This window comes from Lysobacter sp. Root690 (assembly GCF_001427785.1).
Lineage (GTDB): Bacteria > Pseudomonadota > Gammaproteobacteria > Xanthomonadales > Xanthomonadaceae > Lysobacter.
The window spans coordinates 473265-497781 of sequence record NZ_LMHM01000017.1 but is presented as its reverse complement, the minus strand read 5'-3'; the positions used below and the strand labels follow the sequence as shown (position 1 = coordinate 497781).

General features: G+C 68.2%; 21 protein-coding genes and 1 pseudogene. 15 read left to right on the top strand and 7 right to left on the bottom strand.

All coding sequences use genetic code 11. The annotated features are described in order from the left end of the window. Positions 1–401 precede the first annotated feature (401 nt). Positions 402–1412, bottom strand: a complete 1011-nt coding sequence (locus ASD86_RS22735; protein ID WP_056116223.1) for an NAD(P)-dependent alcohol dehydrogenase — start codon at positions 1410–1412, stop codon at positions 402–404. A 115-nt stretch (positions 1413–1527) separates the two neighbouring features. Between ASD86_RS22735 and ASD86_RS27040 the strand changes: the two genes are divergently transcribed. Both ASD86_RS27040 and mprF read left to right on the top strand, forming a co-directional pair. Further along, positions 1528–2457, top strand: a complete 930-nt coding sequence (locus tag ASD86_RS27040) for a LysR family transcriptional regulator (RefSeq protein ID WP_056116221.1) — start codon at positions 1528–1530, stop codon at positions 2455–2457. Positions 2458–2941: 484 nt separating this feature from the next. Continuing rightward, positions 2942–5524 (top strand): annotated as a pseudogene (gene mprF / locus ASD86_RS22725) (bifunctional lysylphosphatidylglycerol flippase/synthetase MprF); the annotation flags it as partial. 71 nt (positions 5525–5595) lie between these two features. Here the strand turns inward: mprF and ASD86_RS22720 are convergent. Next, on the bottom strand, positions 5596–7032 hold the full coding sequence (locus ASD86_RS22720; protein WP_056116218.1) for an AcvB/VirJ family lysyl-phosphatidylglycerol hydrolase: 1437 nt from the start codon (positions 7030–7032) through the stop codon (positions 5596–5598). 572 nt (positions 7033–7604) lie between these two features. Then, positions 7605–8678: an aldo/keto reductase gene (locus ASD86_RS22715; protein WP_056116216.1), complete on the bottom strand. Its 1074-nt coding sequence runs from the start codon at positions 8676–8678 to the stop codon at positions 7605–7607. A gap of 96 nt (positions 8679–8774) precedes the next feature. Here ASD86_RS22715 and ASD86_RS22710 point away from each other — a divergent pair, with 96 nt between their 5' ends. The 9 genes from ASD86_RS22710 to ASD86_RS28035 all read left to right on the top strand — a co-directional run bounded on the left by ASD86_RS22710 (position 8775) and on the right by ASD86_RS28035 (position 17194). Further along, the gene (locus ASD86_RS22710) at positions 8775–9695 is read left to right on the top strand and encodes a LysR family transcriptional regulator (RefSeq protein WP_056116215.1); all 921 of its coding nucleotides are present in this window, start codon (positions 8775–8777) and stop codon (positions 9693–9695) included. 259 nt (positions 9696–9954) lie between these two features. Continuing rightward, on the top strand, positions 9955–10296 hold the full coding sequence (gene cutA / locus ASD86_RS22705; RefSeq protein ID WP_056116212.1) for a divalent-cation tolerance protein CutA: 342 nt from the start codon (positions 9955–9957) through the stop codon (positions 10294–10296). Further along, complete coding sequence (gene dsbD / locus ASD86_RS22700; protein WP_056116207.1) at positions 10293–12860, top strand: protein-disulfide reductase DsbD; 2568 nt, start codon at positions 10293–10295, stop codon at positions 12858–12860. Before cutA ends, dsbD begins: the two co-directional genes overlap by 4 nt. Before the next feature lie 11 nt (positions 12861–12871). Then, positions 12872–13471 carry a TlpA disulfide reductase family protein gene (locus ASD86_RS22695; RefSeq protein WP_082578634.1) on the top strand — a complete coding sequence of 200 codons (600 nt, stop codon included), beginning with the start codon at positions 12872–12874 and terminating at the stop codon, positions 13469–13471. Positions 13472–13996: 525 nt separating this feature from the next. Then, positions 13997–14437, top strand: a complete 441-nt coding sequence (aroQ, locus tag ASD86_RS22690) for a type II 3-dehydroquinate dehydratase (RefSeq protein ID WP_056116560.1) — start codon at positions 13997–13999, stop codon at positions 14435–14437. Between the two features lie 79 nt (positions 14438–14516). Beyond that, entirely contained in the window at positions 14517–15002 is a 486-nt protein-coding gene (gene accB / locus ASD86_RS22685) for an acetyl-CoA carboxylase biotin carboxyl carrier protein (protein ID WP_056116204.1), read from the top strand. A gap of 28 nt (positions 15003–15030) precedes the next feature. Then, a complete protein-coding gene (locus ASD86_RS22680) occupies positions 15031–15468 on the top strand; it encodes a four helix bundle protein (protein WP_056116202.1) in 438 nt (145 codons plus the stop codon). Continuing rightward, entirely contained in the window at positions 15461–16828 is a 1368-nt protein-coding gene (accC, locus tag ASD86_RS22675; protein WP_036111370.1) for an acetyl-CoA carboxylase biotin carboxylase subunit, read from the top strand. The genes ASD86_RS22680 and accC overlap by 8 nt, the downstream gene beginning before the upstream one ends. 129 nt (positions 16829–16957) lie before the next feature. Further along, positions 16958–17194, top strand: coding sequence for a hypothetical protein (locus ASD86_RS28035; RefSeq protein ID WP_056116198.1), 237 nt, complete (start codon positions 16958–16960; stop codon positions 17192–17194). A 120-nt stretch (positions 17195–17314) separates the two neighbouring features. On the opposite strand, the gene ASD86_RS22665 is transcribed toward ASD86_RS28035, so the two are convergent. The 3 genes from ASD86_RS22665 to ASD86_RS22655 all read right to left on the bottom strand — a co-directional run bounded on the left by ASD86_RS22665 (position 17315) and on the right by ASD86_RS22655 (position 20162). Next, positions 17315–17791: a hypothetical protein gene (locus tag ASD86_RS22665; RefSeq protein WP_235567866.1), complete on the bottom strand. Its 477-nt coding sequence runs from the start codon at positions 17789–17791 to the stop codon at positions 17315–17317. Continuing rightward, positions 17788–18807 (bottom strand): hypothetical protein, encoded by a 1020-nt coding sequence (locus ASD86_RS22660; protein WP_235567865.1) that lies wholly within the window; start codon positions 18805–18807, stop codon positions 17788–17790. The genes ASD86_RS22665 and ASD86_RS22660 overlap by 4 nt, the downstream gene beginning before the upstream one ends. 278 nt (positions 18808–19085) lie before the next feature. Beyond that, entirely contained in the window at positions 19086–20162 is a 1077-nt protein-coding gene (locus ASD86_RS22655) for a hypothetical protein (protein WP_056116194.1), read from the bottom strand. A gap of 90 nt (positions 20163–20252) precedes the next feature. On the opposite strand from ASD86_RS22655, the gene prmA reads away from it, so the two are divergent. The 4 genes from prmA (at position 20253) to ASD86_RS22635 (ending at position 23602) form a co-directional block, all read left to right on the top strand. After that, entirely contained in the window at positions 20253–21173 is a 921-nt protein-coding gene (prmA, locus tag ASD86_RS22650) for a 50S ribosomal protein L11 methyltransferase (protein WP_056116191.1), read from the top strand. A 27-nt stretch (positions 21174–21200) separates the two neighbouring features. After that, entirely contained in the window at positions 21201–22286 is a 1086-nt protein-coding gene (locus ASD86_RS22645; protein ID WP_056116188.1) for a DUF3426 domain-containing protein, read from the top strand. 122 nt (positions 22287–22408) lie between these two features. Beyond that, positions 22409–22681 carry a DNA-binding transcriptional regulator Fis gene (gene fis / locus ASD86_RS22640; RefSeq protein WP_036111375.1) on the top strand — a complete coding sequence of 91 codons (273 nt, stop codon included), beginning with the start codon at positions 22409–22411 and terminating at the stop codon, positions 22679–22681. Between the two features lie 180 nt (positions 22682–22861). After that, a complete protein-coding gene (locus ASD86_RS22635) occupies positions 22862–23602 on the top strand; it encodes a hypothetical protein (RefSeq protein WP_056116185.1) in 741 nt (246 codons plus the stop codon). A 214-nt stretch (positions 23603–23816) separates the two neighbouring features. Here ASD86_RS22635 and ASD86_RS22630 read toward each other — a convergent pair whose 3' ends face one another. Beyond that, positions 23817–24254: a hypothetical protein gene (locus ASD86_RS22630; RefSeq protein WP_056116182.1), complete on the bottom strand. Its 438-nt coding sequence runs from the start codon at positions 24252–24254 to the stop codon at positions 23817–23819. Positions 24255–24517 lie beyond the last annotated feature (263 nt).

Here is a 24517-nt window from a genome sequence, read left to right as displayed (position 1 = left end):
TCATTCCCGCGAACGCGGGAATCCAGCGACTTTGAGCGAAAGACTTTCAATCAGCACGAGACCTCACACACATCCGCGCCATCCTCCTGCCGTCATCCCCGCGAAGGCGGGGATCCAGGGCTCCACCGAAGCATGACTCTGAAGTCTCTGGATCTCCGCCTTCGCGGGGATGACGCTCTGAAAGTGCACGGTGTACTGACGGTTCACAGCGCTTTGAACTGTTCCCCGCGCGCTGGATTTTTCGCGGCTTGCGCTGCACTTGCGACGATGTACAGCGACTGCCGCTCGCATCACCATCGCGGATCCGCAGTTGTCAGCCAGACATCGCCAACGACCTGTCCACCGACCGTCGCCATCGCCATCGCCATCGCCATCGCCACAAACTTATCCACCTGCCGAATCTAATCGAACACCACCACCGGCTTGCCCACCTGCCGCTGCTGCGCGATCGACGCAATCGCCCGCGCACCGCGTTCGAACGAAAACCGCGCGCCCACGATCGGCACGATGCGCCGCCTTTCCACTTCGGCCAGGAACGCATGCAGATCACGCAGGCTGCCGACGCTGGCGCCGTGGATGTTGAGTTGGCGCGCCATGATCGGGCCGATCAGATTGCCGTCGACCTGCATGCTGTGCAGGAAGCCGATCACCGCGATATGTGCGTTGTCGGCCGCGGCGTTGAGCAGGTCGAGGAACTGCGGGCCGCCAACCACATCGACGATGCCGTCCACGCCGCGGCCATCGGTCAGTTCGCGCACCGCGGCCGACAAGTCGGGCCGCTGTTTGTAATCGATGACGGCGCGCGCACCCAGGCTGCGCAGCCATTCGGCCTTGCCGGCATCACCGGTGGTCGCGATCACGTCCAGGCCGCGCGCGACCGCCAGTTGCAAGGCCATCAAAGACACGCTGCCGGTCCCCTGCACCAGCACGCTCGCGCCGGTCGGCAGGGCCATGCGTTGCAACGCCGCCCAGGCGGTCAGGCCGGATACCGGCAAGGTCGAGGCGGCGGCATCGTCGAGAAATTCAGGCGCGCGCGCGATCGCGCTGGCCGGCAACACGATCTGCCGCGCCAGCCAGCCGTCGAGCGGGCCGCCGAGCTTGCTCGCATGGTTGGCCGACCGGAACGGGCCGTCGATCCACTTCGTCGTGTAGTGCCCGATCACCCGTTCGCCGAGTGCGAAGTTGTCGACGCCCTCGCCGAGCGCGTCGATGCGACCGACGCCGTCGGACAACGGCACGAACGGGCGCGGCAGCTCGGGCTGATAGCGGCCGGTGGCCAGGGCGTAGTCGCGGTAGTTGACCGAGGCGGCGGCGACGCGGATGCGCACCTCGCCGGGACCGGGGCGGGGTTCGGGCAATTCGACCCGGCGCAGGCTGTCCAGGTCGTGGCCCTGCAATTGGAAGGCGTCCATCGGAGTTCCTCGGGTCCGCGGCGCGGACCGGCTGGTTCGGGGAGCCCAGACTATTGTTGCGCCATACATTGATATAGGATCGGACCGACAACTCATCATTGAGGATGACTCAATAATGATCGGTGGACTGTATTCCGAACTCGAAGCCTTCGAGGCCATCCTGCAGCACGGCAGTTTCACCGCCGCGGCGCGGCAGCTGCAGGTCACGCCGGGGGCGATCACGCGCCGGCTGAACACCCTGGAGGCGCGGCTCGGGGCCAAGCTGCTGAACCGCTCGACCCGGCGCCTGAGCCTGACCGAACCCGGCCGCCACTACTACGCCGAGGTCGCGCCGGCACTGGCGCAGATCCTGGCCGCGGGCGAGCGGGTCCACGACCTGTCGCTGCAGCCGCGCGGCGAACTGCGAGTGTCGCTGCCGATGAATTTCGGCCGCCTGTACGTGATCCCGCGGGTGTCGGCGTTTCTCGAACGCCACCCCGGCATCGACCTGGACCTGCAGTTCGACGATCGCTTCGTCGACCTGATCGGCGACGGTTTCGACGCCGCGATCCGGATCGGCGCGCTGACCGATTCGCGGCTGGTGGCGCGGCGCATCGCCCAGACCCGACGCATCCTGGTCGCTTCGCCCGACTACCTCGCCCGCCGCGGCGCGCCGTCCACGCCGGCGGAACTGATCGAACACAACTGCCTGCACTACACCTTGTTCCGCGACACCCCGACCTGGGAGTTCCAGCGCGAGCGCGAGCCGCTGCGGGTGCCGGTGCGCGGCCGCTTGAAGGCGAATTACGGCGTGCCGCTGGTCGAAGCGGCGGTGGCCGGCGGCGGCATCGTGCAGAGCGCGACCTTCGCGGTGGCGCAGGAACTGGCGTCGGGGCAACTGGTGGAAGTGCTGCCGGACTGGAGCCTGGTGCCGATCGGGATCTACGCGGTTTACCCGGGACGCGAGTACCGGCCGCGCAAGGTCGAGGCCTTCATCGATTTCGTCGAGGAGACGATCGGGCAGCCGGCGGTGTGGGATCGGATGATCGGGGCCGGGGTGGGATGAAGGGTTCGCAGTGAATTGAACGCAAAAGCGAATCCCCCGCGCGGTGGGATGTACATGCTTCGGGGTTGCGCCGGGCGCTCGCCCCCTCTTCAAAGTGGGCATGGGGTTCGATCGGTTTAACCGGGTCGGGTTGGTGACGCTGGAAGTCCGATCAATGCCGTTGAGCACCAGGCACTACCATGCATGCCATTTGCATTGGCTTGCAGAGACTTCGTTTTCCAGAAGCGTCGTTTCCGCAAGCCCAACTCGTGCTCGCGCGCCGAAAAGCACCCGCTGCCCAATCCAAACCATCGCGCCCCCCAAACTTTCGTTCCATCAACCCGAAGACTTCCCCCCTTTGAAAAAGGGGGGCCAGGGGGATTTGCTCTTACCCTCACCCCCGACGCCTCCACCAGCACCCGTCGCCTAAAATGCCGCCGCCCACCCTCATTCCGCTTTCGCATCGCTTGCTGAAAGCTTCCCCGTCCCCCACACGCAGCGCCGCATGACCACCCCGACGTCCACCCCATCGTCCGCCGAGCGCTCGTCGCCGTCCTGGCGCCGCGCCTTGTCGATGCTCGCCAGCCTGGCGATCCTCGCGCTGGCGCTGCATGCGCTCGCCGGGGAGTTCAGCGAGCAGGGGTATCGGTCGATCAAGCATGCCTTCGCGCAGATCGACTCTGTTCGTATCGCCTTGGCGTTTGTGCTGGCCCTCGCGAGCTATGCCTGCCTGGTTGGCTTCGACGCCATCGGCCTGCGCCGCAACGCGAGCAAGGTCAAGCCGCTGCGGCTGATCGTCACCGCCTTCCTCGCCAACGCGGTCGGCCACACCCTGGGCTTCGCCGCGCTGACCGGCGGCGCGGTGCGGTTGCGTGGTTACGGCGCGGCCGGGCTGTCGCTGGCCGACATCGGCCAAGTCGTGCTGATGAGCACGCTGGGCTTCGTGTTCGGCGCGTGGGTGTTGCTGGCCTGCGCGTTGATGTTCGAACCCGCGCCGGCGACCTTGTTGCTGCCGTTGGACGCAACGGCGATCCGCGCGATCGGCGCGGCGATCGCGATCGCGTTCTTCGGCCTGCTGTTCGCGGTCGGCCGCGACGGCCGCACCCTGCGTCTGCGCGGTCATGCGCTGTGGCTGCCCGATCGCCGCACCGTGCTCAGCGTGACCGCGTTGAGCGTGGTCGAACTGGCCCTCGCCGGCGGCGCCCTGTACGTGTTGCTGGCGCCGTCCATTCCGCCGGAGTCGGGCACCGGTTTCATCGGCTTCGTCGGTTTGTATCTGGTGGCGGTGCTGGCGGGCCTGGTGTCGAGCGTGCCGGCCGGCATCGGCGTGTTCGAATGGAGCCTGCTCAAACTGTTGCCGGGCGTCGCGCCGGCCAGCCTGCTCGCGGCCGCGGTCGCCTATCGCATCACCTACTACGCGCTGCCGCTGGTGCTGGCGACGGTGCTGGGCCTGTTCGGCGCGGTGCGCGGGCCGGTGGCGCGACGCGCGGGCGCGCTGCGCACCGCGTGGCTGGCGATCCGGCCGTGGTTGCCGCATGTGATCGCGCTGGCCGCGTTCGTGCTCGGCGCCGCGCTGATTCTCGACGGCACCTTGCCCAAGCCGAAGCATCGGCTGGTCGGCGCGCCGTTGCCGTTGATCGAAACCTCGCAACTGCTCGCCAGCCTCGGCGGCGTCGGCCTGTTGTTGATCGGCCAGGGTCTGCAGCGGCGTAGCCACGCGGCCTGGGCGCTGGCGTTGGGGGTGTGTCTGCTGCTGCCGCTGCCGGCCTGGCTGCGCGGCGGGCATTGGGTGTTGTCGCTGATGCCGCCGCTGGTCGCGGTCGCGCTGTGGGCGGCGCGGCGCGAGTTCTACCGCGAAGGCGCGCTGCTCGACGAAGCCTGGTCGTGGCGCTGGCTGCGCAATCTCGGCCTGGTATTGATCGCGGCGATCTGGCTGATGTTCTTCGCCTACAGCCACGTCGAATATCGCAACGAGCTGTGGTGGGAATTCCTGGTCTCGGGCAACGCGCCGCGCGCGCTGCGGGCGATGCTGCTGGTCAGCGTCACCGTGATCGCGTTCGGCCTGGCGCGCTTGCTGCACGCCGCGCGCGCGCCGCTGCCGGCGGCCGACGAAGCGCAACTGGCGGCGATCCGGCCGATCCTCGCCGGCGCCGACGACAGTCAGGCGCATCTGGCCCTGACCGGCGACAAGGCGCTGCTGCTCGACAGCGAACAGCGCGGCTTCGCGATGATGCAGCGCTACGGCGGCTCGCTGATCGCGATGGGCGATCCGGTCGGTCCGCCCGAGGTCGCGCGCGCGCTGATCTGGCGGTTCCGCGAAGAAGCCGATCGCCTCGGCATGCGCCCGGTGTTCTATCAGGTCGGCGAGCAGTACTGGCAGACCTACCTCGACATGGGCCTGACCCTGGTCAAGCTCGGCGAGGAAGCGCTGGTGCCGCTGACCGATTTCAGTCTGCAAGGCCCGACCCGCGCCGACCTGCGTCAGGCCTGGAACCGCGGCAAGCGCTCGGGCCTGAGTTTCCGCATCGCGCCGAGCGAGGACATCGATGCGTTGCTGCCCGAATTGGAAGCGATCTCCGACGACTGGCTCGAACACAAGGCCGGCGAGGAAAAGAGCTTCTCGCTGGGCAATTTCGATCCCGATTACCTGCGCCGCCTGCCGGTGGCGCTGATCGAGCACGAAGGCCGCATCGTCGCGTTCGCCAACCTGTGGAACGCGACCAACGGCCGCGAGTTGTCGGTCGACCTGATGCGTCATCGCGGCGACGCGCCCAAGGGCACGATGGATTTCCTGTTCGCCGAGTTGATGCTGTGGGGCCGCGCCAACGGCTTCGAACGCTTCTCGCTGGGCATGGCGCCGCTGTCGGGCATGTCGCAGCATCGTCTGGCCGGGCGCTGGAACCGCTTCGCCAATCTGATCGCGCGCCACGGCGAACGCTTCTACGGCTTCGTCGGCCTGCGCCGGTTCAAGGCCAAGTACGACCCGGTCTGGCGCACCCGTTATCTGGCCGCGCCCGGCGGCATGCATCTGCCGAGCGCGTTGATCGACGTGACCCGGTTGATCTCGCTCGACCCGCATCGCAACGACGAAGGCGAGGGCGAACGTCACGTCGCCAAGTTTCCGGTGTCGGCGCCGCCGACGCCGGTGTTGTCGGCAACTCAGGGGCGCGACGCGATACCCGCAGAAGCGATTCCCGCCGCCGACAACACCCGCGCCGCGACGCCGTCGTAATCGCCTCCGACGTGGTGGTCGCCGGGCATCTTGTCGATGGCGGCGGCTTTCGCCGGCAAGTGCGGGCATAGCGCATCGCCGTCGTCGTTGCCGTACAGGCACAGCGTGCGCGCCGGCGGCATGCGCAGCACTTCCGGCGCGATCGGCAGGCCACGGCCGCTGCTTCCGATCCAGTTCGACAGATGGAATTCGTACTCGGCCTTCTGCCCGGCCGAGATCAGCGCGGTCAGCCGCACCGTGCCGCGGGTGGCCGGCGGCAAACGGTTGTACGCGCCCGGCAACACGTCGGCGCCCTGCGAGAAACCGATCAGCACCACGTTGTCGCGATGCCAGTGGGCGCGGTAGTAACGCACCATGCGGTCGAGGTCGCCGGCGAAGCTCTGCGGGGTGCGCGGCGTCCAGAAGTAACGCAGCGAATCCACTCCGGCCACCGGCACGCCGGCCTTGGCCAGGCGCGCGGCGACGTTCTTGTCGAAGTCGGCCCAGCCGCCGTCGCCGGAGACGAAGATCGCGAAGGTGTCGGCGTTGCCGCCGGGCGTCGCAGCGACTTCGGTGATCGGCAGGCCCTGCAGGTCCGACGGCGGCGGCGGCAGGCTCGCATGCCGTTGCGCGCCGAGCACGTTCAAGGCCGCGCGCAGGCCGGGGGTCGCGTCTCCGCTGGCATTGCGGGCGAAACCACGCGCCTGCGGAATCGCCTTGACGAAGTCCTGCACCGCCGATACGTCGCAGCGTCGCTCATCGGCCTGCGGCGCGGCCACCAACCACGGCACGTTCAACGGCGCCGGTTGCAGGCGGGCGAGCTTGCCGTCGACCTTGAGTTTCAGCGAAGCCGACGCGCACAGCTGACGCGGCAATTCGAGTGTGGGGCAGAACCGGTTCGACACCGCACCGGCGAACAGGCTCGCATCGCCCTGCGCGGCGATCGCATAGGCCAGCGCCGCGCCTTCGCCGTCGCCGAGCAGCAGCGGCAAGTGGTAGGTCGGCAGGCGGTAGTAGGCCTGCACGTAACGCGAGAAATTCTCGACGTCGCCGGAGGAGAAATTGCATGCGCCGCCGTCCTTGCGCAGCAGCGCTTGCAGCGCCGGCACATCGACCGTGGCGACCATCGCGCCGTCGGCGACCAGCGCATCCACGCGCGCCTTGCGCTGCGCGGCGTCGAGACCGTCGGCGAACCACAGCACGAAGCGCTTCACCTCGCCTTGTGGCAGACGCACCGGGGTGTGTTGAAAGCGGCCGTGGGAGATTTCGCTGGCCAGCCGAAGCGACGTATCGGAAGCGCCCGCCGCCGAAGTCGCGAACACCGGCCCGCACGCGGCCCACAGGCAGCCCGCAACCACCGCACCCGCCAGAATCGAAACGCGCATAAGGTCTCCTCGATGCGCCACCTTATACCTGGGTCGGCGTGCAGAGAATGCGTCGGGTGCGTTGTTGTCGGTGGACAGGTGAAAGCAAAAAGCAAATCCCCTGCCCCCCTTCTTCAAAGGGGGGAACTTCGGGAGGGAATGCTTGAAGTGGCAGGGGCAACGGCCTGGGCTGTTTTCTCGTTATTCCCACGCGGCGCCGCCGATGCGCGAACTCATCCAGACATGACGCTGAAGTCTCTGGATCCCCGCCTGCGCGGGGATGACGAGCAAGAGCGAGACGCGCGGTTTATCGGCCGACGCGAGTTATCGACCTACCAGATGATTGCGAATCCTCCTGCCGCCATCCCCGATGTTGCGAATCTTTCCTGCTGCCCTCTTTCGATCGCGATTCTTTCCTGCCGTCATCCCCGCGAAGGCGGGGATCCAGGGCTTCATCGCGACCTCGGCCCGAGGTCTGACACCGTCGGCCTCACGATATCTGCCTCACATCGCCGGCCTCACACCGTCGGCCTCACGCCATCCGTCCAACCATGGCACCCGCTTGTCGCATCGCATGCCGCGCCAACAGCGACTTACCCACGCACCGGCACCTTCGCTTCGCCAAACATCACGCTGCGCGTCAACGGCCGCTGCAGGAACTCATGCGGAAACCCCTGCTCGATCGCACTGGCCGCGTCCAACCGCGCGCGCTGCGCATCGTCGAACACCACATCCAAAGCGCCGAGGTTGTCGTCGAGCTGCGTGAGCGTTTTCACGCCCATGATCGGCGAGGTCACCGCCGGGTTGAGCAAGGTCCAGGCCAGCGCGACCTGGGCCGGGGTCTTGCCGATCTGCGCGGCGACGTCCTTGACCACGTCGGCGATCGCCAGCCCGCGCTCGCTCAACGAACCGTTGCCGGCGGCGACGTTCTTGCGCGTGCCGATCGCGTCGGGCACGCCGGCACCGAGGTCGAGATCGGCGCGACTGTACTTGCCGGTCAGCACGCCCATGCCGAGCGGCGACCACGGGATCACGCCCAGGCCCAGCTCGCGCGCCATCGGCATCAATTCGCGCTCGACCGTGCGCTCGAGCAGGCTGTATTCGATCTGCAACGCGATCAGCGGCGACCAGCCGCGCAGGTCGGCGATCGCCTGCATGCGCGCGACCTGCCAGGCCGGGGTGTCGGAGATGCCGACGTAGACCACCTTGCCGGCGCGGACCAGATCGTCCATTGCGCGCAGGATTTCCTCGACCGGGGTGGTGAAGTCCCAGGCGTGCAGGTACAGCAGGTCGATGTAGTCGGTGTCCAGCCGCCACAGGCTCTCTTCGACCGAGCGGACCATGCTGCGGCGATGGTTGCCGCCGGAGTTCGGGTCCTTCGGCCGCGCGGTCAGGGTGTACTTGGTGGCGATCACGATCTCCTCGCGGCGGCCGCGGGCGAACTGGCCGACCAGGCGCTCGGAGGTGCCGGAGGTGTACTGATTGGCGGTGTCGACGAAATTGCCGCCGCGCTCCAGATAGGTATCGAAGATGCGCCGGGCCTCGGCTTCGTCGGCGCCCCAGCCCCAGTCGGTGCCGAAGGTCATCGCCCCCAGCGACAGCGGCGAGACGCGCAGGCCGGAGCGGCCGAGCAGGCGGTAGGTGTCCAGGGTCGATGCGGTGGTCATGGCGGCGGTTCCAAACGGGGAACCGCACCTTAGGACGGCACGACTGCTGGGTTAATCCGGCATTATCCGCATGAGCCATTAAGCAACGGATACACAATGCGCGGCAACGACTACGCCGAATTGCGCGCCTTCGCGGCGATCGCCGAGCACGGCAGCTTCGTGCGCGCGGCCGCCCACCTGGGCCTGTCACCGTCAGCGCTAAGCCAGACCATCCGCAGCCTCGAAGAGCGCCTGGGCCTGCGCCTGCTCAACCGCACTACCCGCAGCGTCGCGCCCAGCGAGGCCGGCGCGCGCCTGCTGGCGCGGCTGCAACCGGCGCTGGCCGACCTCGACGCCGCGGTCGCCGACGTGCGCAGCCTGCGCGATACGCCGTCCGGCCTGCTGCGCATCAACAGCTCGCGGATCGCCGCGATCCAGCACTTGGCGCCGCTGATCGGCCCGTTCCACCAACGCTACCCCGAGGTGACCGTGGACCTGGTGGTCGACGACCGCCTGGTCGATATCGTCGCCGGCCGCTTCGATGCCGGCGTGCGCCTGGGCGAGATGCTCGACAAGGACATGGTCAGCCTGCGCCTGGGCGGCGAGATCGAGATGCGGGTGGTCGCCTCGCCCGACTACCTGCAGCGCCACGGCCATCCGGCCGACCCGCGCGCACTGCGTGAGCACCGCTGCATCAACTTCCGCTGGCCCACCGACGGCAGCCTGTACCACTGGGAATTCGAACGCGGCGCGGACAAGCTCGAAGCGGCGGTCGACGGGCCGCTGATCGTGACCGAGCCGGAGGTCGCGGTGCGCGCGGCGCTCGACGGGGTCGGCATCGCGTATCTGTTCGACTCTCACGTGCGCGAACACCTCGCCGCCGGCCGCTTGCAGCAGCTGATGCCGCAGTGGACCCCGGCCTTCCCCGGGTTCTATCTGTATTACCCGAGCCGACGCCAGTTGCCCGGGCCGCTGCGCGCGTTCGTCGATTTCTTGCGCGAGCAAGCGCAATCGCCGACGCGGCCAACGACCGCCTGAGCCGATCAGTCACTGAGGCGGTCGCGCCGCCGACCGCCTTTATTCGAACGGTCTTCCGTCCCGATCGCCGCTTCCGCTCCCCCAGAACGCCGAAGCCGCATCCACAGTTGCCGCAGCCAATACCGTCGCCGCGATGCCACCCGCTTCGGCGACACATCCCTCGTTCCGCGACCGCCGCAACACTGCATCCCCCAATTCGGCACGTTCCGGCCCGACCCGGCCGGGTCGCGGGCCATGAGCGCGCATTACACTTGCGGCGATGCCCCCGACCGACTCCGCGCTCCTGCCCCGGCTGATCTTCAGCACCTGCCCCGACGAGGCCACGGCCGACGCGATCGCGCTGGCGCTGGTCGAAGAAGGCCTGGCGGCCTGCGTCAGCCGCTGGCCCGGGGTGCGTTCGACCTACCGCTGGCAGGGCCGGGTCGAACACGCCACCGAAGTCCAGCTGATGATCAAGACCCAGCCCGATCGGGTGCGCGCGGTGCTCGAACGGATCCAGGCACTGCATCCGTATGAACTGCCGGAAGCCTTGGTGGTCGAAGTCCGCGACGGCCTCGATCCGTATCTGCACTGGATCGCCGAACAGACCCGAGAACGATGACTGACGACCTGCTTCCAGGCCGGCGCCGACGCGCCGGCCGTGCCTTCGCCCTCGCCCTGGCCGCCGCCGGCCTTGCCGCCGCGTTCGCCACGCCCGCGCTCGCGGTCGACGAAAAAGACCTGCTGCCGGTCGACGAGGCGTTCGCGGTAAGCGCCAGCGCGCCGAGCGCCGAGCGCATCGCGATCGACTGGAAGATCGCCAAGGGCTATTACCTCTACAAGCACCGCATTTCGGTCAAGACCGACGCCGGCTATGCCGCGCGGCCGCTGCAACTGCCCAAGGGCGAGGCGCACAAGGACGAATTCTTCGGCGACGTGGAAACCTACCGCGACCGCCTCAGCGCCAGCCTGCCGGGCACCGCGCAAGGCGCCAGCGTCAAGCTGACCGTCAAATACCAGGGCTGCGCCGACGCCGGCATCTGCTACCCACCGCAGACCCGCACCCTCAACGTCGCCCTGCCGGCCGCCGCGACCGTCGCGGCCGCAACCGGGCCGGCCATGGATCCGGCGCCCGCTAGCGCGCCGCTGGTGCAGTTCGGACCGCGCGGCGGCGCCAGCAATCCGCTGCTCGGCGGCGGTTCGCCGCTGAGCGCGCCGGGCGCCGCCAGCGCCGGCGCCACCGACGCGCTGCCGCTGCCGCCGGAACAGGCCTTCGGTTTCGAAGCCATCGCCCGCGACGGCGACAGCCTGCTGCTGCGCTTCACCCCGGCACGCGGCTATTACCTGTATCGCGACAAGACCTCGCTCAAGACCGACAACGCGGCGATCGCCGCCGGCAAGCCGCAGTGGCCGCGCGGCACCGCGCATCGCGACGAACACTTCGGCCAGGTCACGGTGTTCTTCGACCAGATCGACGTGCCGCTGCCGCTGATCCGCAAGACCGCCGACGCCGCCAAGATCACCCTGACCGCCGGGTTCCAGGGCTGCCAGACCGACGGCATCTGCTATCCGCCGATGACCCGCAAAGTGACGGTCGATCTGGCGCGCGGCACGGTGACCGCCGCCGTTGATGCCTCCAAGACCGACCCCGCCGCGGTAACAGCGGCGGGTGCAGCGAACGCCGCTGCTGCAACGGCCGACGCCAGCAACGCTGATAACGGCGCCGGCACTCCGGCTTCGTCCAGCGACCCCGCCACTGCCGCTACCGATCCAGCCATCGGCGCCGCAAACGCCGACCCAGGCACCACTCAGGCCGGCGCAAGCCTCGCCGGGTCGCCCGACACGGCCAACCAAGCGGCCAACACCGCGGTACCGCAAGCCGAAGACAGCCTGCTCGCCGCCTCGCTGGCCGGCCCCAACCGCTACCTCGCCCTGCTGACCTTCTTCGGCCTGGGCCTACTGCTCGCGTTCACGCCGTGCGTGCTGCCGATGATCCCGATCCTGTCGGGCCTGATCGTCGGCCAGGGCCCGGGCCTGAGCGCGCGCCGCGCCTTCACCCTGTCGCTGATCTACGTGCTCGCCAACGCCGCGGTGTTCACCATCGCCGGGGTGATCGTCGGCCTGCTCGGCGCCGGTTCGAACGTGCAGATCCTGTTCCAGACGCCGTGGGTGATCAGCGTGTTCGCGCTGGTGTTCGTCGCCCTGGCGCTGTCGAGTTTCGGCCTGTACGAACTGCAGTTGCCCTCGGGCCTGCGCAACTGGCTCAGCGAAGTCAGCAACCGCCAGCGCAGCGGCTCGTGGCTCGGCGTCGCGGCGATGGGCGCGTTGTCCTCGCTGATCGTCGGCCCCTGCGTCGCGCCGCCGTTGGCCGGCGCGGTGCTCTACATCAGCCAGACCGGCGATCCTCTGTTCGGCGGGCTGGTGCTGTTCACCCTCGCCCTGGGCATGGGCGTGCCGCTGCTGGTGTTCGGCGTCGCCGCCGGCAAGGGCCTGCCGACCAGCGGACCGTGGATGGTCGCGGTGCAACGCGTGTTCGGCCTGGTCTTCATCGGCATGGCGATCTGGATGCTGTCGCGGATCCTGCCCGGCCCGCTCACCCTCGCCCTGTGGGGCGCGCTGGCGCTCGGCACGGCGGTGATGATCGTGCTGTCGCTGCGCTCGGCGCGCGGCGACGGCGCGCGCGCGATCGGCTGGTTGTGCGCGTTGCTGTTCGGCGTGCTCGGCGCAGCCCAGTTGTTCGGCGCGCTGGCCGGCAGCAGCGACCCGCTGCGCCCGCTCGCCAGCCTGCGCGGCGGCGCGGCGGCGCATCCGGCGGAACTGCCGTTCCGCACGATCAAGTCCAGCGCCGACCTCGATCGCGAACTCGCCGCGGCCCAGGCCGCCGGCAAGCCGCTGATGCTCGATTTCTATGCCGACTGGTGCGTGGCCTGCAAGGAAATGGAGAAGTACACCTTCCCCGAACCGCAGGTGCAGCACGCGCTCGACGGGTTCGTCCTGCTCAAGGCCGACGTCACCGCCAACGACGAACTCGATCAGGCGCTGATGAAACGGCTGGGCATCATCGGCCCGCCGGCGACGCTGTATTACAGCGACGGCGCCGAGCGCCGCGAACTGCGTCTGTTCGGTTTCGAAAAAGCCCCCGCGTTCGCCGCCCGCATCGATCGCGCGCGCGCCGCTCACCGCTAAGGACAGCACCCATGGCCTGGTCGTCTACGCTCAAAATCGTATTGATCGCGGTGGCCGCCGGCACCCTCGGCGTGCTCGCCGGGCAACTGGTCGGCGGCGGCGGCTGGCTGATGCGCACCGAACTGGGCCAGCACGTGCTGCAGGACCAGATGGCGCGCGAAGCGCCCAAGCCGCCGGCCGACCTGGCCGTCGCCAGCCGCGGCGCGGCGATGCCGCCGCTGCAGCTGCAGGCCCTGGACGGCAAGCCGATGCAACTGCCGCAGGCGTTCGCCGGCCGGCCGATCCTGATCAATCTGTGGGCGAGTTGGTGCGGTCCATGCATCAAGGAAATGCCCGAACTCAACCGTTACGCCCAGTCGCAGGGCGCGACCGGCACCCAGGTGGTCGGCATCGCCCTCGACAACGCCGAAGACGTCACCGCGTTCCTGCAGCGCGTGCCGGTCGGCTACCCGATCCTGCTCGACAAACCCGGCCCGCGCGACGCCGGCATCCAGCTCGGCAACCCCAAGGGCGTGCTGCCCTACACCGTGCTGATCGGCGCCGACGGCAAACTGCTCAAGCAACGGATCGGGCCGTTCGAGGCCGGCGAACTCGACGGCTGGGTGGACTGAGCGCGGCGCGATGAGGTGCCTTGCTTCGACGGAAGCAGTCATTCGACCGCCGCCTGCGAACCCGCGCACAATTCCAAGCCGCGACGGCGTTCAGCCAGTCACCCAGCCCATCATCACAAGCCCGACGATCCGTCGGACCGGCGGGCCGAAGCACGGCGGATGCGTGACGGCACCGGCTTTCCACGGTGACCTCGACAGGCGAGGATCGACGGACACGAAGCCACGCCGGATCGACGGCCACGCACCCGAAAGTCCCACAAGGCTGTCGGGTCTGGTTCATCCCCGCACCTGGGACCCGGCCACCGTCAGCCCCGAGCGATGCAACGCGAAGTTGCTATCGTCCGCCTACAGGCGCCGAGCTGCGGCTAAAAGCGCGACAAGACCGCCCTGCGGCCGCATTTCTAGAGTCGCCACTCAAACAACTGCTTAAATCGCGACAACTTCGCCGATTTGGCGGCCAACTTCTGGACAGCTGAGCAGCCATCGCGCAAACTGCCGCCCTTTGAAGGCAACCGCGCGGTCCCGATGGCCAAGCTCCTGGTCCTGCACGGCCCCAACCTCAACCTGCTCGGCACCCGCGAGCCGGAGGTCTACGGCCGCACCACCCTGGCGCAGATCGACGCCGACCTGGGCGAGCGCGCTCAGGCGGCCGGCCATGCTCTGGAAAGCCTGCAGTCCAACGCCGAGCACGTGCTGGTCGACCGCATCCAGGCCGCGCGCGGCGACGGCACCGCGCTGATCCTGATCAACCCGGCCGCCTTCACCCACACCAGCGTGGCGATCCGCGACGCCTTGGCCGCCGTGGCGATTCCCTTCATCGAGATCCACCTGTCCAACCCGCACACCCGCGAAGACTTCCGCCGCCACAGCTATTTCAGCGACCTGGCCCTCGGCGTGGTCTGCGGCTTCGGCGCCGACAGTTACCGCTACGCACTCGAAGCCGCAATCAAGCGATTGGCACTCTAGCGAGCGCCATCGCCCCCGTATCCGTCCGGGCCGCGTCCGCGCGACCTGCATACCAAGCTCCACATCAGAGGCCCGCTCCATGGACCTGCGCAAAATCAAGAAACTGATCGACCTGCTCGAGGAATCCAACCTCGCCGAGATCGAGATCAAGGAAGGCGAAGAATCGGTACGCCTGGCCCGCACGCCCAAGGGCGGCTACGCGATGCCGCAGCCGCAGCCGATGTACGCGCCGGCGCCGGAACAGCAGCGCCCGGCCCAGGCCATGCCGATGAGCTCGCCGACCGAAGCGGCCACCGGCGGCAGCGCCAAGCCCGCCAGCGACCTGCCCGACGGCCACGTCGTGCGCGCGCCGATGGTCGGCACCTTCTACTCCTCGCCCGCGCCGGACAAGCCGCCGTTCGTCGCGGTCGGCCAGTCGGTCAAGGCCGGCGACACCCTCGCGGTGATCGAGGCGATGAAAATGTTCAACCCGATCGAAGCCGACGTGTCCGGCACCGTGCTCAAGATCATGGCCGAGAGCGGCCAGCCGATCGAATTCGATCAGCCTTTGTTCGTAATCGGCTGATCGCCGATTACGACGGGATTAGGGAATCGTGATTCGGGATTCGGGCAAGCAGCGGCCGCATGAGCGCCTGGAGGTTTGGCGCGATGCGATGGCGTTGGTCGAATCGATCTATCGCATCACCGCGTCTTTTCCCGAAACCGAGCGGCTGAGCCTGTCCATGCAATTGCGCAGAGCGGCCGTGAGCGTTCCATCGAACATCGCCGAAGGCTCGGCACGGCGATCGAGACCGGAGTACTTGCGGTTCCTGGCGATAGCGCGCGGCTCGCTCGCCGAAATCAGCACGCAGTATGAGATCGCCCGCCGCCTCGGATATCTAACCGACAACGCCATGGACACGGACTTGCTGGACCGAACCTTCGCCCGTCTGAACGCTCTGATCCGCTCGCTCGGTTCATCGCCGCGCGTCGTCAGCGAGACGCCCGCGCTTCACGAATCCCAAATCTCGAATCCCCAATCCCATGCTTGATAAAGTCGTAATCGCCAACCGCGGCGAAATCGCGCTGCGCATCCTGCGCGCGTGTCACGCGCTCGGCATCCGCACGGTCGCGGTGCATTCCACCGTCGACCGCAACCTCAAGCACGTGGCCATGGCCGACGAATCGGTCTGCATCGGGCCGGCGCCGTCGTCCGACAGCTACCTCAACATGGCCTCGATCATCGCCGCGGCCGAAGTCACCGACGCCCAGGCGATCCATCCGGGCTACGGCTTTCTCAGCGAGAACGCCGACTTCGCCGAGCGCGTCGAGCAATCGGGCTTCATCTTCATCGGCCCGCGCGCCGAGACCATCCGCCTGATGGGCGACAAGGTCGAGGCGATCCGCGCGATGAAGGAAGCCGGCGTGCCCTGCGTGCCCGGCAGCGGCGGTCCGCTCGGCGACGACAACGCCGCCAACATCAAGATCGCGCGCGAGATCGGCTACCCGATCATCGTCAAGGCCGCCGGCGGCGGCGGCGGTCGCGGCATGCGCGTGGTGCACACCGAAGCGCATCTCAACGCCGCGATCCAGACCACCAAGTCCGAAGCCAAGGCCGCGTTCGGCAACGACATGGTGTACATGGAGAAATTCCTGGAAAACCCACGCCACGTGGAGATCCAGGTGCTCGCCGACGGCCAGGGCAACGCGATCCATCTGGGCGAACGCGACTGCTCGATGCAGCGCCGCCACCAGAAGGTGGTCGAGGAAGCGCCGGCGCCGGGTATCACCGTCGAGCAGCGCGCGGAAATCGGCAAGGTCTGCGTCGAGGCCTGCATCCGCATCGGTTATCGCGGCGCGGGCACGTTCGAGTTCCTGTACGAGAACGGTAGGTTCTATTTCATCGAAATGAATACCCGCATCCAGGTCGAACATCCGGTCACCGAGTTGGTCACCGGCATCGATCTGGTGCGCGAGCAGTTGATGATCGCCGCCGGGCGCAAGCTGTCGATCAAGCAAAGCGACATCGTGCTCGACGGCCACGCGATCGAGTGCCGCATCAACGCCGAAGACCCGGAAACCTTCATGCCCTGCCCGGGCCTGATCCAGCACTTCCACGCCCCGGGCGGCCCCGGCGTGCGCGTCGACAGCCATATCTACGAAGGCTATCGGGTACCGCCGAACTACGACTCGATGATCGGCAAGCTGATCGTGCACGGCCCCGACCGCGACACCGCGATCGCGCGCATGCGCGTGGCCTTGAGCGAAATGGTCGTCGACGGCATCAAGACCAACATCCCGCTGCAGCAGCGCATCCTGTCCGATGCCGGCTTCCAGCAGGGCGGCATGAACATCCACTACCTCGAAAAGCGGCTCAAGGAGCAGAAGGAGAAGACGATTTCGATCGTCTGATTGCTTTTCAGCCGAAAAACACGAAGGCCCGCGTCGTCGATGCGGGCCTTCGTCGTTTCACGAAACCTACGAATGCCGCTTCATGTAGGAGCGGCGCGAGCCGCGACCGCGAACCACGCGCCCCGGCGAATGCGCGAGGCCGCAGCCAACGAAGACATCTCGGCGACCTGGGGCGCGATGCTCAAGCCGAGCGGCGCGGCGATCGTGCTGGTCGGCCTGTTGCTGATGCAGCCGCCCCAGGAAAAAACCTCCGGGCCCGCATCACCCGTCCCACGACCGCTATCGATCCGCCACAGCGCCGCGCCGCAACCTGTCGCCAACCACAACCACAAAAAAACCCGCGTCGGCCACGCAGGTTTTGATTGATTCAACCGCTAGGCCGCGCGCAGCGACCTTCCATGCGACGCCCGCGCTACCCGCGATCCACGCGCGCACTACCATCGCGCCGCGCCCATCGACGCAAGCACGATGCCCGCACGCCCCGCCTCAGCGCAACGTGGGCTCGACCCACGCCGCCATCTCCAGCACGTCGGCTTCGGTCAGCTCGGCCGCGCCCGGCACGTTGCGGTGCGCGGTCGCGGTCGTGGCCGTCTTGCCCTTGGCCTTGCCCGGCGCCGGCACCTGAGTGCCCGGAATCGGCTGGATGCCGCCGGTGGACGAGGCGCTGACGACCATCACGTACTCGCTGGAACCGTCCGGCCACATCACCTTGAAGGTGCTGCCCGGCGGCAAGGTCGAGAACGGCGCGCCGCTGCGCGCTCGATAGACCGCCGCGATCTGCGCCGCGCTCAACGAGCGCTGTTCGGCCTTGGAGTCCACCGAGGTCACCGCCACCTGCGACAGGTCGCGGTACTCCTCGCCGAACACGTCGATCATCACTCCGGCCGCGCCGACCGAGTAGGCGCTCAACAACAGCGCCCAGAAGCCGATCTTCGCCGTTTTCATGAAGTGCTCGCGTTTCATTGCACCATCCTCTTTTCGCCAGTCAGCGAATCGACCATTTCTTCAACCACTTGTGCCCCCTGACGCGGGATCGCCGCGTCGTATACGAACCCGGCGAAATCCTGCTCGGGGTCCTGCGAACAAATGCCGCCGTTGGCGCAATAGGAGGTCATCAACGACCCCTTCGCGCTGCAATCCTGGCCGAGCTTGCACGCGGCCAATTGCCACGCCAGTTCGGCGAACTGGGTACCGGCCGCGCGGGTGAAACCCGAGCTGCGGCCGCTGGACGCGATGCCCATGCCCGGCGACAGCGCCGAATAGGCTTCCGGGTCTTTCGAACGCACAACCCGTTCGACCAGGTCGTTGCGGTATTCCTCGGTCTTCTCCAGCGGCTTGCCGGCCGCGAGCAGCGAAGCTTCGGCGGGCAGGCTGCCGCTCTTGGCCGCCTCCACGCGCTTGACCAGGATCATCGAGAAACTCAGATCATCCTCGGGCACGAAACGCGCGCAGCGCGAACTCACCCGGCTGCGCGCGGCGACCATCGCCGCGGAGGTGCGCAATTTCATCGACTCGATCGCGCGGGTGTCGTTGCCGTAATCGACCGGCGCGTTGGCGTAATTCGCGCAGTAGTCGTAGACCCGGGTCAGCAGCCAGATCGCTTCGGGCTCGCCGGCATCGGCGCGCGAACGCAGCGATTGCGCGAACGAATACAGATCGCGCGCCTGTTCGAACTGCTGGCGCAGCGGCGACTGGGCGATGCCTCCCGGCGTGCGGCGCGGGCCGGCGACCGGAATCGAATCGTCGCGGCCGATATCGCTGCCGCGCCCCGACGAGGGCGTCGGCGCGGCGTAAGCGCGCGCATCGGCCGCGGGCTCGGCGCCCGCGCCATCGTCGTGACCGCGCCGGCTGGCGTAGACGAACGCGCCGGCCAGCAAGGCCAGGGCGACGATCGCGACCAGCGAACGCCCGCCCACGCGCCAGACCGCGCGCGGCCCGCGCGGATCTTGCTTGTAGCCGGACGTGTAGGTATCGGACATCAAGTGCGTGACTCGCGACCCGGGTTGGCGTAACCGTGGCGCGAGCGACCGGCGCGGAGCCGATCGTCCGCGCCGCGGACGCGATGCCCGCCGCGTCGGACCGGTCGCATGGACCCGTCCGGCGCCGGCGGCGCATCGTCAAGCCGTCGATGATAAGTCAAGCGCCGCGCAGATGCCCGTGGCCACTTATATTGTGACTTAAGTCACCATTCGCGATGAGCGGTACCCGAGACGCCCAGACACGGGCCAGGACGGATGCCCGGCCACCTGAACAGGGCTCAGCCGCCCTTCGGCGCGGCGCAGAGCACGCTGTAACCGGCCACCCGGGGCCAGTTGGCTTCGGCCTGGTCGACGCCGGGCGGGACGTACTCGCCCGCGGTGGTCAGCTGCAGCGCGTCGCCGGCGGCGTTGCGATAGTGGTAGTTGCAGTAGCCCATGCCGGTGCCGGAGCAGCCTTCGATCTCCGGGTAGCCGAGCTTGCGCAGGGCGTCGCGCATGCCGTCCTCGCCTTCGTCGGCGTCGGGGTCGGACTGACGGGCCTGCCAGCCTTGAGTGAGCAGGCGCTCGCGCGCGGCCGGCAGCGCCACCGCTTCAAGCCGCGGCAGCTTCGCGCGCTGACCGCAGTAGCTGTCGATCGCTGGCAGCGCGGCCAGTTCCAGGCCGCCGTCCGCGCCGACCACGAGTCGCGCGAGCTGGCTGCCGTTCCAGTCGCCGACCCGCAATTCGGCATCGGCGCCCGCGCGTCGCGCAGGCTGGCTCGATTCGGCCGAAGGACCGGGCATGCCGTCCTCCAGCGACTGCAGGCCGGCGTCGGAATCCTCCTTGCCCGCCTGGCTATCGATCACCTGCGCGACCGGCCGGCCGTCGCGGAACAGCAGCACCTGCCCGTCCGGGAACACGCAGCCCATGCCGGCGAGATGGGTACCGACCCGGGCCACGCCGACGGCGCGGTAACCGGCCCAATCGCGTTCGCCGAACACCGTCCAGCCGGCCGCGGCGGCGGCACGCGCCTCGGCCGAGGCCGGCGCTTGCCCGCAATCGCCCGACGCCTCCCCGCTGTCGGCGCTGGCCTTGGGCAACGGCGGCAGCGCGTCGATCAGGCGCAGGCGCAGGCTGCCGACCTCGCCCTTGACCGTCAGGCCCGTGGCGGCCGGCGTCGCGGCGGCGGGTGTCGCCGCGGATGCTGGCGTCGCCGCCGCGGGCGCGGCGGGCGTCGCCGGGGTCGCGGTGCCTTCGCGATTGCAGGCCGACGCGCCCAGCGCGATCAGCGCGGCCACGGCCCAGGCCAGCGGCCGTGGCGACGGCACGGCGCGCCCGGCGGCGGCGAACGAACGGCGGATCGGCGTGGATTCCATTGCGCGGTGCTCCTTGAATGTGCGCGCACGCTATCTGATCGCCGCGAAACGGGTCAATAATGGCCGCCGCTTTCATCCGCCGCCCGCTCAATGCCCTTTCTTGAACTGACCCTGCGCTGCAGCGAAGCCGAACAACCGCGCTACGAAGCCGCGCTGGACGACGTCGGCGCGCTCGCGGTGACCATGCTCGACGCCGATGCCGACACCAGCAACGAGCACGCCATCCTCGAACCGGGCGTCGGCGAGATCCCGTTGTGGCAGTCGATGGTGCTCAGCGCGCTGTTCCCGCACGACGCCGACGCGCTGGTGCTGCTGGCCGCGCTGGAATCCTTCGATCCGGGCCTGGAGTGGACCCAGGTGCGTTTCCGCCAGGTCGAGGACCAGGACTGGGAGCGCGCATGGATGGACCAGTACGTGCCGCTGCAGTTCGGCCGCCGCACCTGGATCGTGCCGTGGAATCACGACCTGCCCGACGGCGCCGATGCGGCCGACGCCGCCGTGGTGCGGCTGGACCCGGGCCTGGCGTTCGGTTCGGGCACCCATCCGACCACCGCGCTGTGCCTGGGCTGGCTCGACGGCCTCGCCGACGAGGGCGAACTCAAAGGCCGGCGCGTGCTCGATTTCGGGTGCGGCTCCGGCATCCTCGCCCTGGCCGCGCTCAAGCTCGGCGCCGCGCATGCGGTCGGCGTCGACAACGACCCGCAGGCCCTGCTCGCCACCGACGACAACGCCCAGCGCAACGGCGTGGCCGAACGCATCGAGGTGCATCTGCCGCAGGACGAACCGCTCGCGCAGTACCCGGTGGTGGTCGCCAACATCCTCGCCTCGGCCTTGATCGCGCTGGCCGATACCCTGGCCGCGCGGGTCGCGCCGGGTGGACGCATCGCGTTGTCGGGCATCCTCGCCGGCCAGGAAGACGACGTGCTCGCGCGCTACGCCGCCGACTTCGAACAATTGTGCGCCGACCGTCTCGAAGACTGGATGCGCGTCACAGGCATCCGTCGGCGCTGAGCGCGACGGCATGATGGAATAAGGCCAATGTTCGTCGCCTGCCCTCACTGCGGTTATCTGGTTGCGCTGGTCGTGGCTCAGGACGGTCCGACCCGGACCTGTCCGCGCTGCGCCGGCGCGCTGCAATCGCAGGGCGTGGCGAACAGCGGCGACACCGCGGCGAGCGCGGTGCAGGCGCCGAACGAACAAGCGCCGAACGAAGACGCTAATGCGGTTGCGCCGGAAAGCAAACCGGTCGCAGCGACAAATGTCGCCGCCGCAGACATCGACGACATAGCCAGCGTGTTGCGCAAGAAGCCGCACAAGGGTCCCACCGAGATTCCTGCATCGCCTGCGGAATCGACGAGCGCGGTCGATGTTGCGGCGACGGTCGAGGTGGTTAATCAAGCCGCCGATTCCGTTGCCGATGCGAGCGACGCAGCACCGAATACCGACATCGCCGCGGACGACATTCCGCCCGCGCAACCGGCAACGCCGGCTGCCGCATCGCAATCCGCCGATGCCGCACTGACCCCGCTCAGCGCCGCGGTGCCGATCGCGCGCAAACGCCCGGCCAAGCGCGCCGGCAAATCCGAAACCGCGGTGACCTCGGCCCGACGCGCGCCGAGCTTCGCCCGTCAGCACGCGCGCGCCAACGCGGCGCCGACGCGGCTGCATTGGAGCGGCCCGCTGCTGATCGGCGTATTGACCATCGCGCTGGCCCTGCAATTGCTGCTCGCGCAACGCGACGAACTCGCCGCCGACGCGCGCTGGCGGCCGCTGCTCGCGAGCCTGTGCGGCGTGCTCGCGTGCGAGATTCCGCCGTGGCACGAACCGGCCGCGCTGACCATGCTCAACCGCAACGTGCTGCCGGTCGCAGACCGCGCCGGCGTATTGCGCGTCAATGCCAGCTTCCGCAACGACGCGCGCTGGGCGCAGCCGTGGCCGACCCTGGTGCTGAGCCTGGAGGACGTCGATGGCCGCCGGGTCGGTCAACGCGCGTTCTCTCCACAGGACTACCGCAAGGGGTATCGGGCGGACGAACGGATCGCGCCGGGGCAAAGCGCCGCGGTGCAATTCGACGTGCTCGAACCGGCCCCGCACGTGGTCGCGTTCACCTTCGATTTCCGTTGAAATCTACCGCCGTCGCGTTGTCTGCCGCGACCCCGGCGCGCTAGACTCCCCCTCCCGTCGTCACTGCGCGCAGTGCGCAACTGGCACATCCCGGCCGACGGAAACCTGCTACGGGGAAGCACTTGAACGCACTCAACGACCGCAACGAAGCCGCCCGCACCGGACCCCGGGTGCCGCTGCGCGATCACGTCGCGACTTCGATCCGTCGTTACTTGGGCGACCTCAACGGCAGCGGCACCGAAAACCTGTACGAAATCGCGCTGCGTGAACTGGAAATCCCGCTGTTCGCCGAAGTGCTGCAGCATTGCGACGGCAACCAGAGCCGCGCCGCGGCGATGCTCGGCATTCATCGCGCGACCCTGCGCAAGAAGCTGCGCGAGTACGGGCTGGAATAAGCGCCCGACCGGCTTCGACGCCAGCATCGAAGTCCGCATCGTTTCCATCGAAACAAACGCCGCGACGCGGCGTTCGCTTTGCCGAACCCGCCTGGTTTTCTCGACGGCCGCGCAATGCGATTGAGGTCATCGGCGGCATGCGATCATCGCCACGACTTTGATCCCGTGGAATACAGGCCAATGCACGATCTGACCCAGCCCGGCGCTGTCCTGCGCCCATTTCCCGCGGCCGAGGATGTATTCGCGCCCGGCCAGGAAAGCCTGGCCCGGCATCTGCATCCACTGGTATCGATCGACCTGTCCGCGGTGCGGCCGCAATGGTCGGGCTGGCTGCATCTGCTCAGTCCGCTGGAGCCGTGCGATGGCCTGGTCGGTCAGTACACCGAAGACGAATTTCACGCGCCGCTGCTGCGCAGCAACTGGATCGGTTTCGCGGTCGAGGACGGTCGTTATCGTCTGCTCGGCGATCCGCGCTATTTCCTGCTCGAACGCAGCCTCGAACACACGCCCGCGGAGTTGCACGCCGAACGCGCCGAGATGGAACGGCATTACGAAATCGAAGAGCGCGCCTATCGGGCATCGCGCGACTACTACCGCGAGCACGGTCATCTGGTGCGGCTCAACCGGTTCGGCAACGGCCCGTCCAAAGACGCGATGCCGCAGGAACTGCTGACCCAGTTCGGCGGCGTGGCCGAATCGGGCTACAACTGGGAAGAGACGGTGGAGTTCCCGCTTGAGCACGGCATCGGCGCGGGCGACAACGGCGAGGACGTGGTGTGGCCGCTGAGCCCGAGCGGCCGTCGTTTCGAACATGTGGCCTCGGTGCCCGGTTGGCACTACCGACATAGCGGCGCGGACTTGATCGTGCTGTTCTACGAACCGGTTGAACAGTTGGCGTTGTTGACGTTCGATTGGAGTTGAGGTTGCGCGCTGCGGCGTTCGATCTTGCTGGCGATTTTCGATCGCGCTGCACGAACTGAAAATCCCATCGTTCGCCGAAGTGTTGCGGCGTTGCGACCGCAACCAGCGCCGCGTCGCGGCGATGCTGGTGCATTCATCACACGATTTTGCGCAAGAAGCTGCGCGGGTGCAGGCTGGATGGAATAAGCGGCGCCGTCCGCGGCCCCGCCGGCAATCACAGCTGCGCGCGGGTCGCCAGAAACGCCAGATACTTGGGATCGTCTTCGGCGAACAGTTCCGCGCCGCCGCCCTTGTACGCATGCATCAGTTCGTCGGCGGCCGCATCTCGCTCGCCGAGGTCCAGCAGCACCTGGCCCAGGCGCAGATGGACGAAGGCATTGCCCGGACCGCCCGGGCAGCGCAACGCGTATTCCAGCACCGGACGCGCGGACTTGAGGTCGCGCAGACGGAAGTAGCAATCGCCGATCGCGGTGAGGATCCAGGTCGACGCTTCCCAGTCCTTCTTCGGTTCGGGCACCCATTCCCAGGCGTCGTTGAAGCAGGTCACCGCGGCGTCGAAACGCTTCTCGGCGACCGCCTGATTCCCTGCCTCGCACAGCTTGTTTAGGCGTTCGTAGACGGCGTCGTCCATTTGCAGCGAGGGTGGGGTCATGGATGGCTCTGCGGGTTGCTGCTGGGTGGTTGTGGCGCGGGGTTCGGGTTTCGTGCTCGGGCGGGCAGCCTACGACACGGATGCGATTATCGCGTTGCTGTGGTTGGCTCGAGGTGCGAGGGTTCAAAATTGACTGGCCGGGCTATCGCCGGTCGTGTAGCCGGACCTGCGCGCAGTGCGCGCGTACGGCGCTTCTTTCAACTTCGCGCCGCCATCCATGGCGCAACTGGCGGCGGCTTCGGATCGCCCGGCCCGGCCATCCT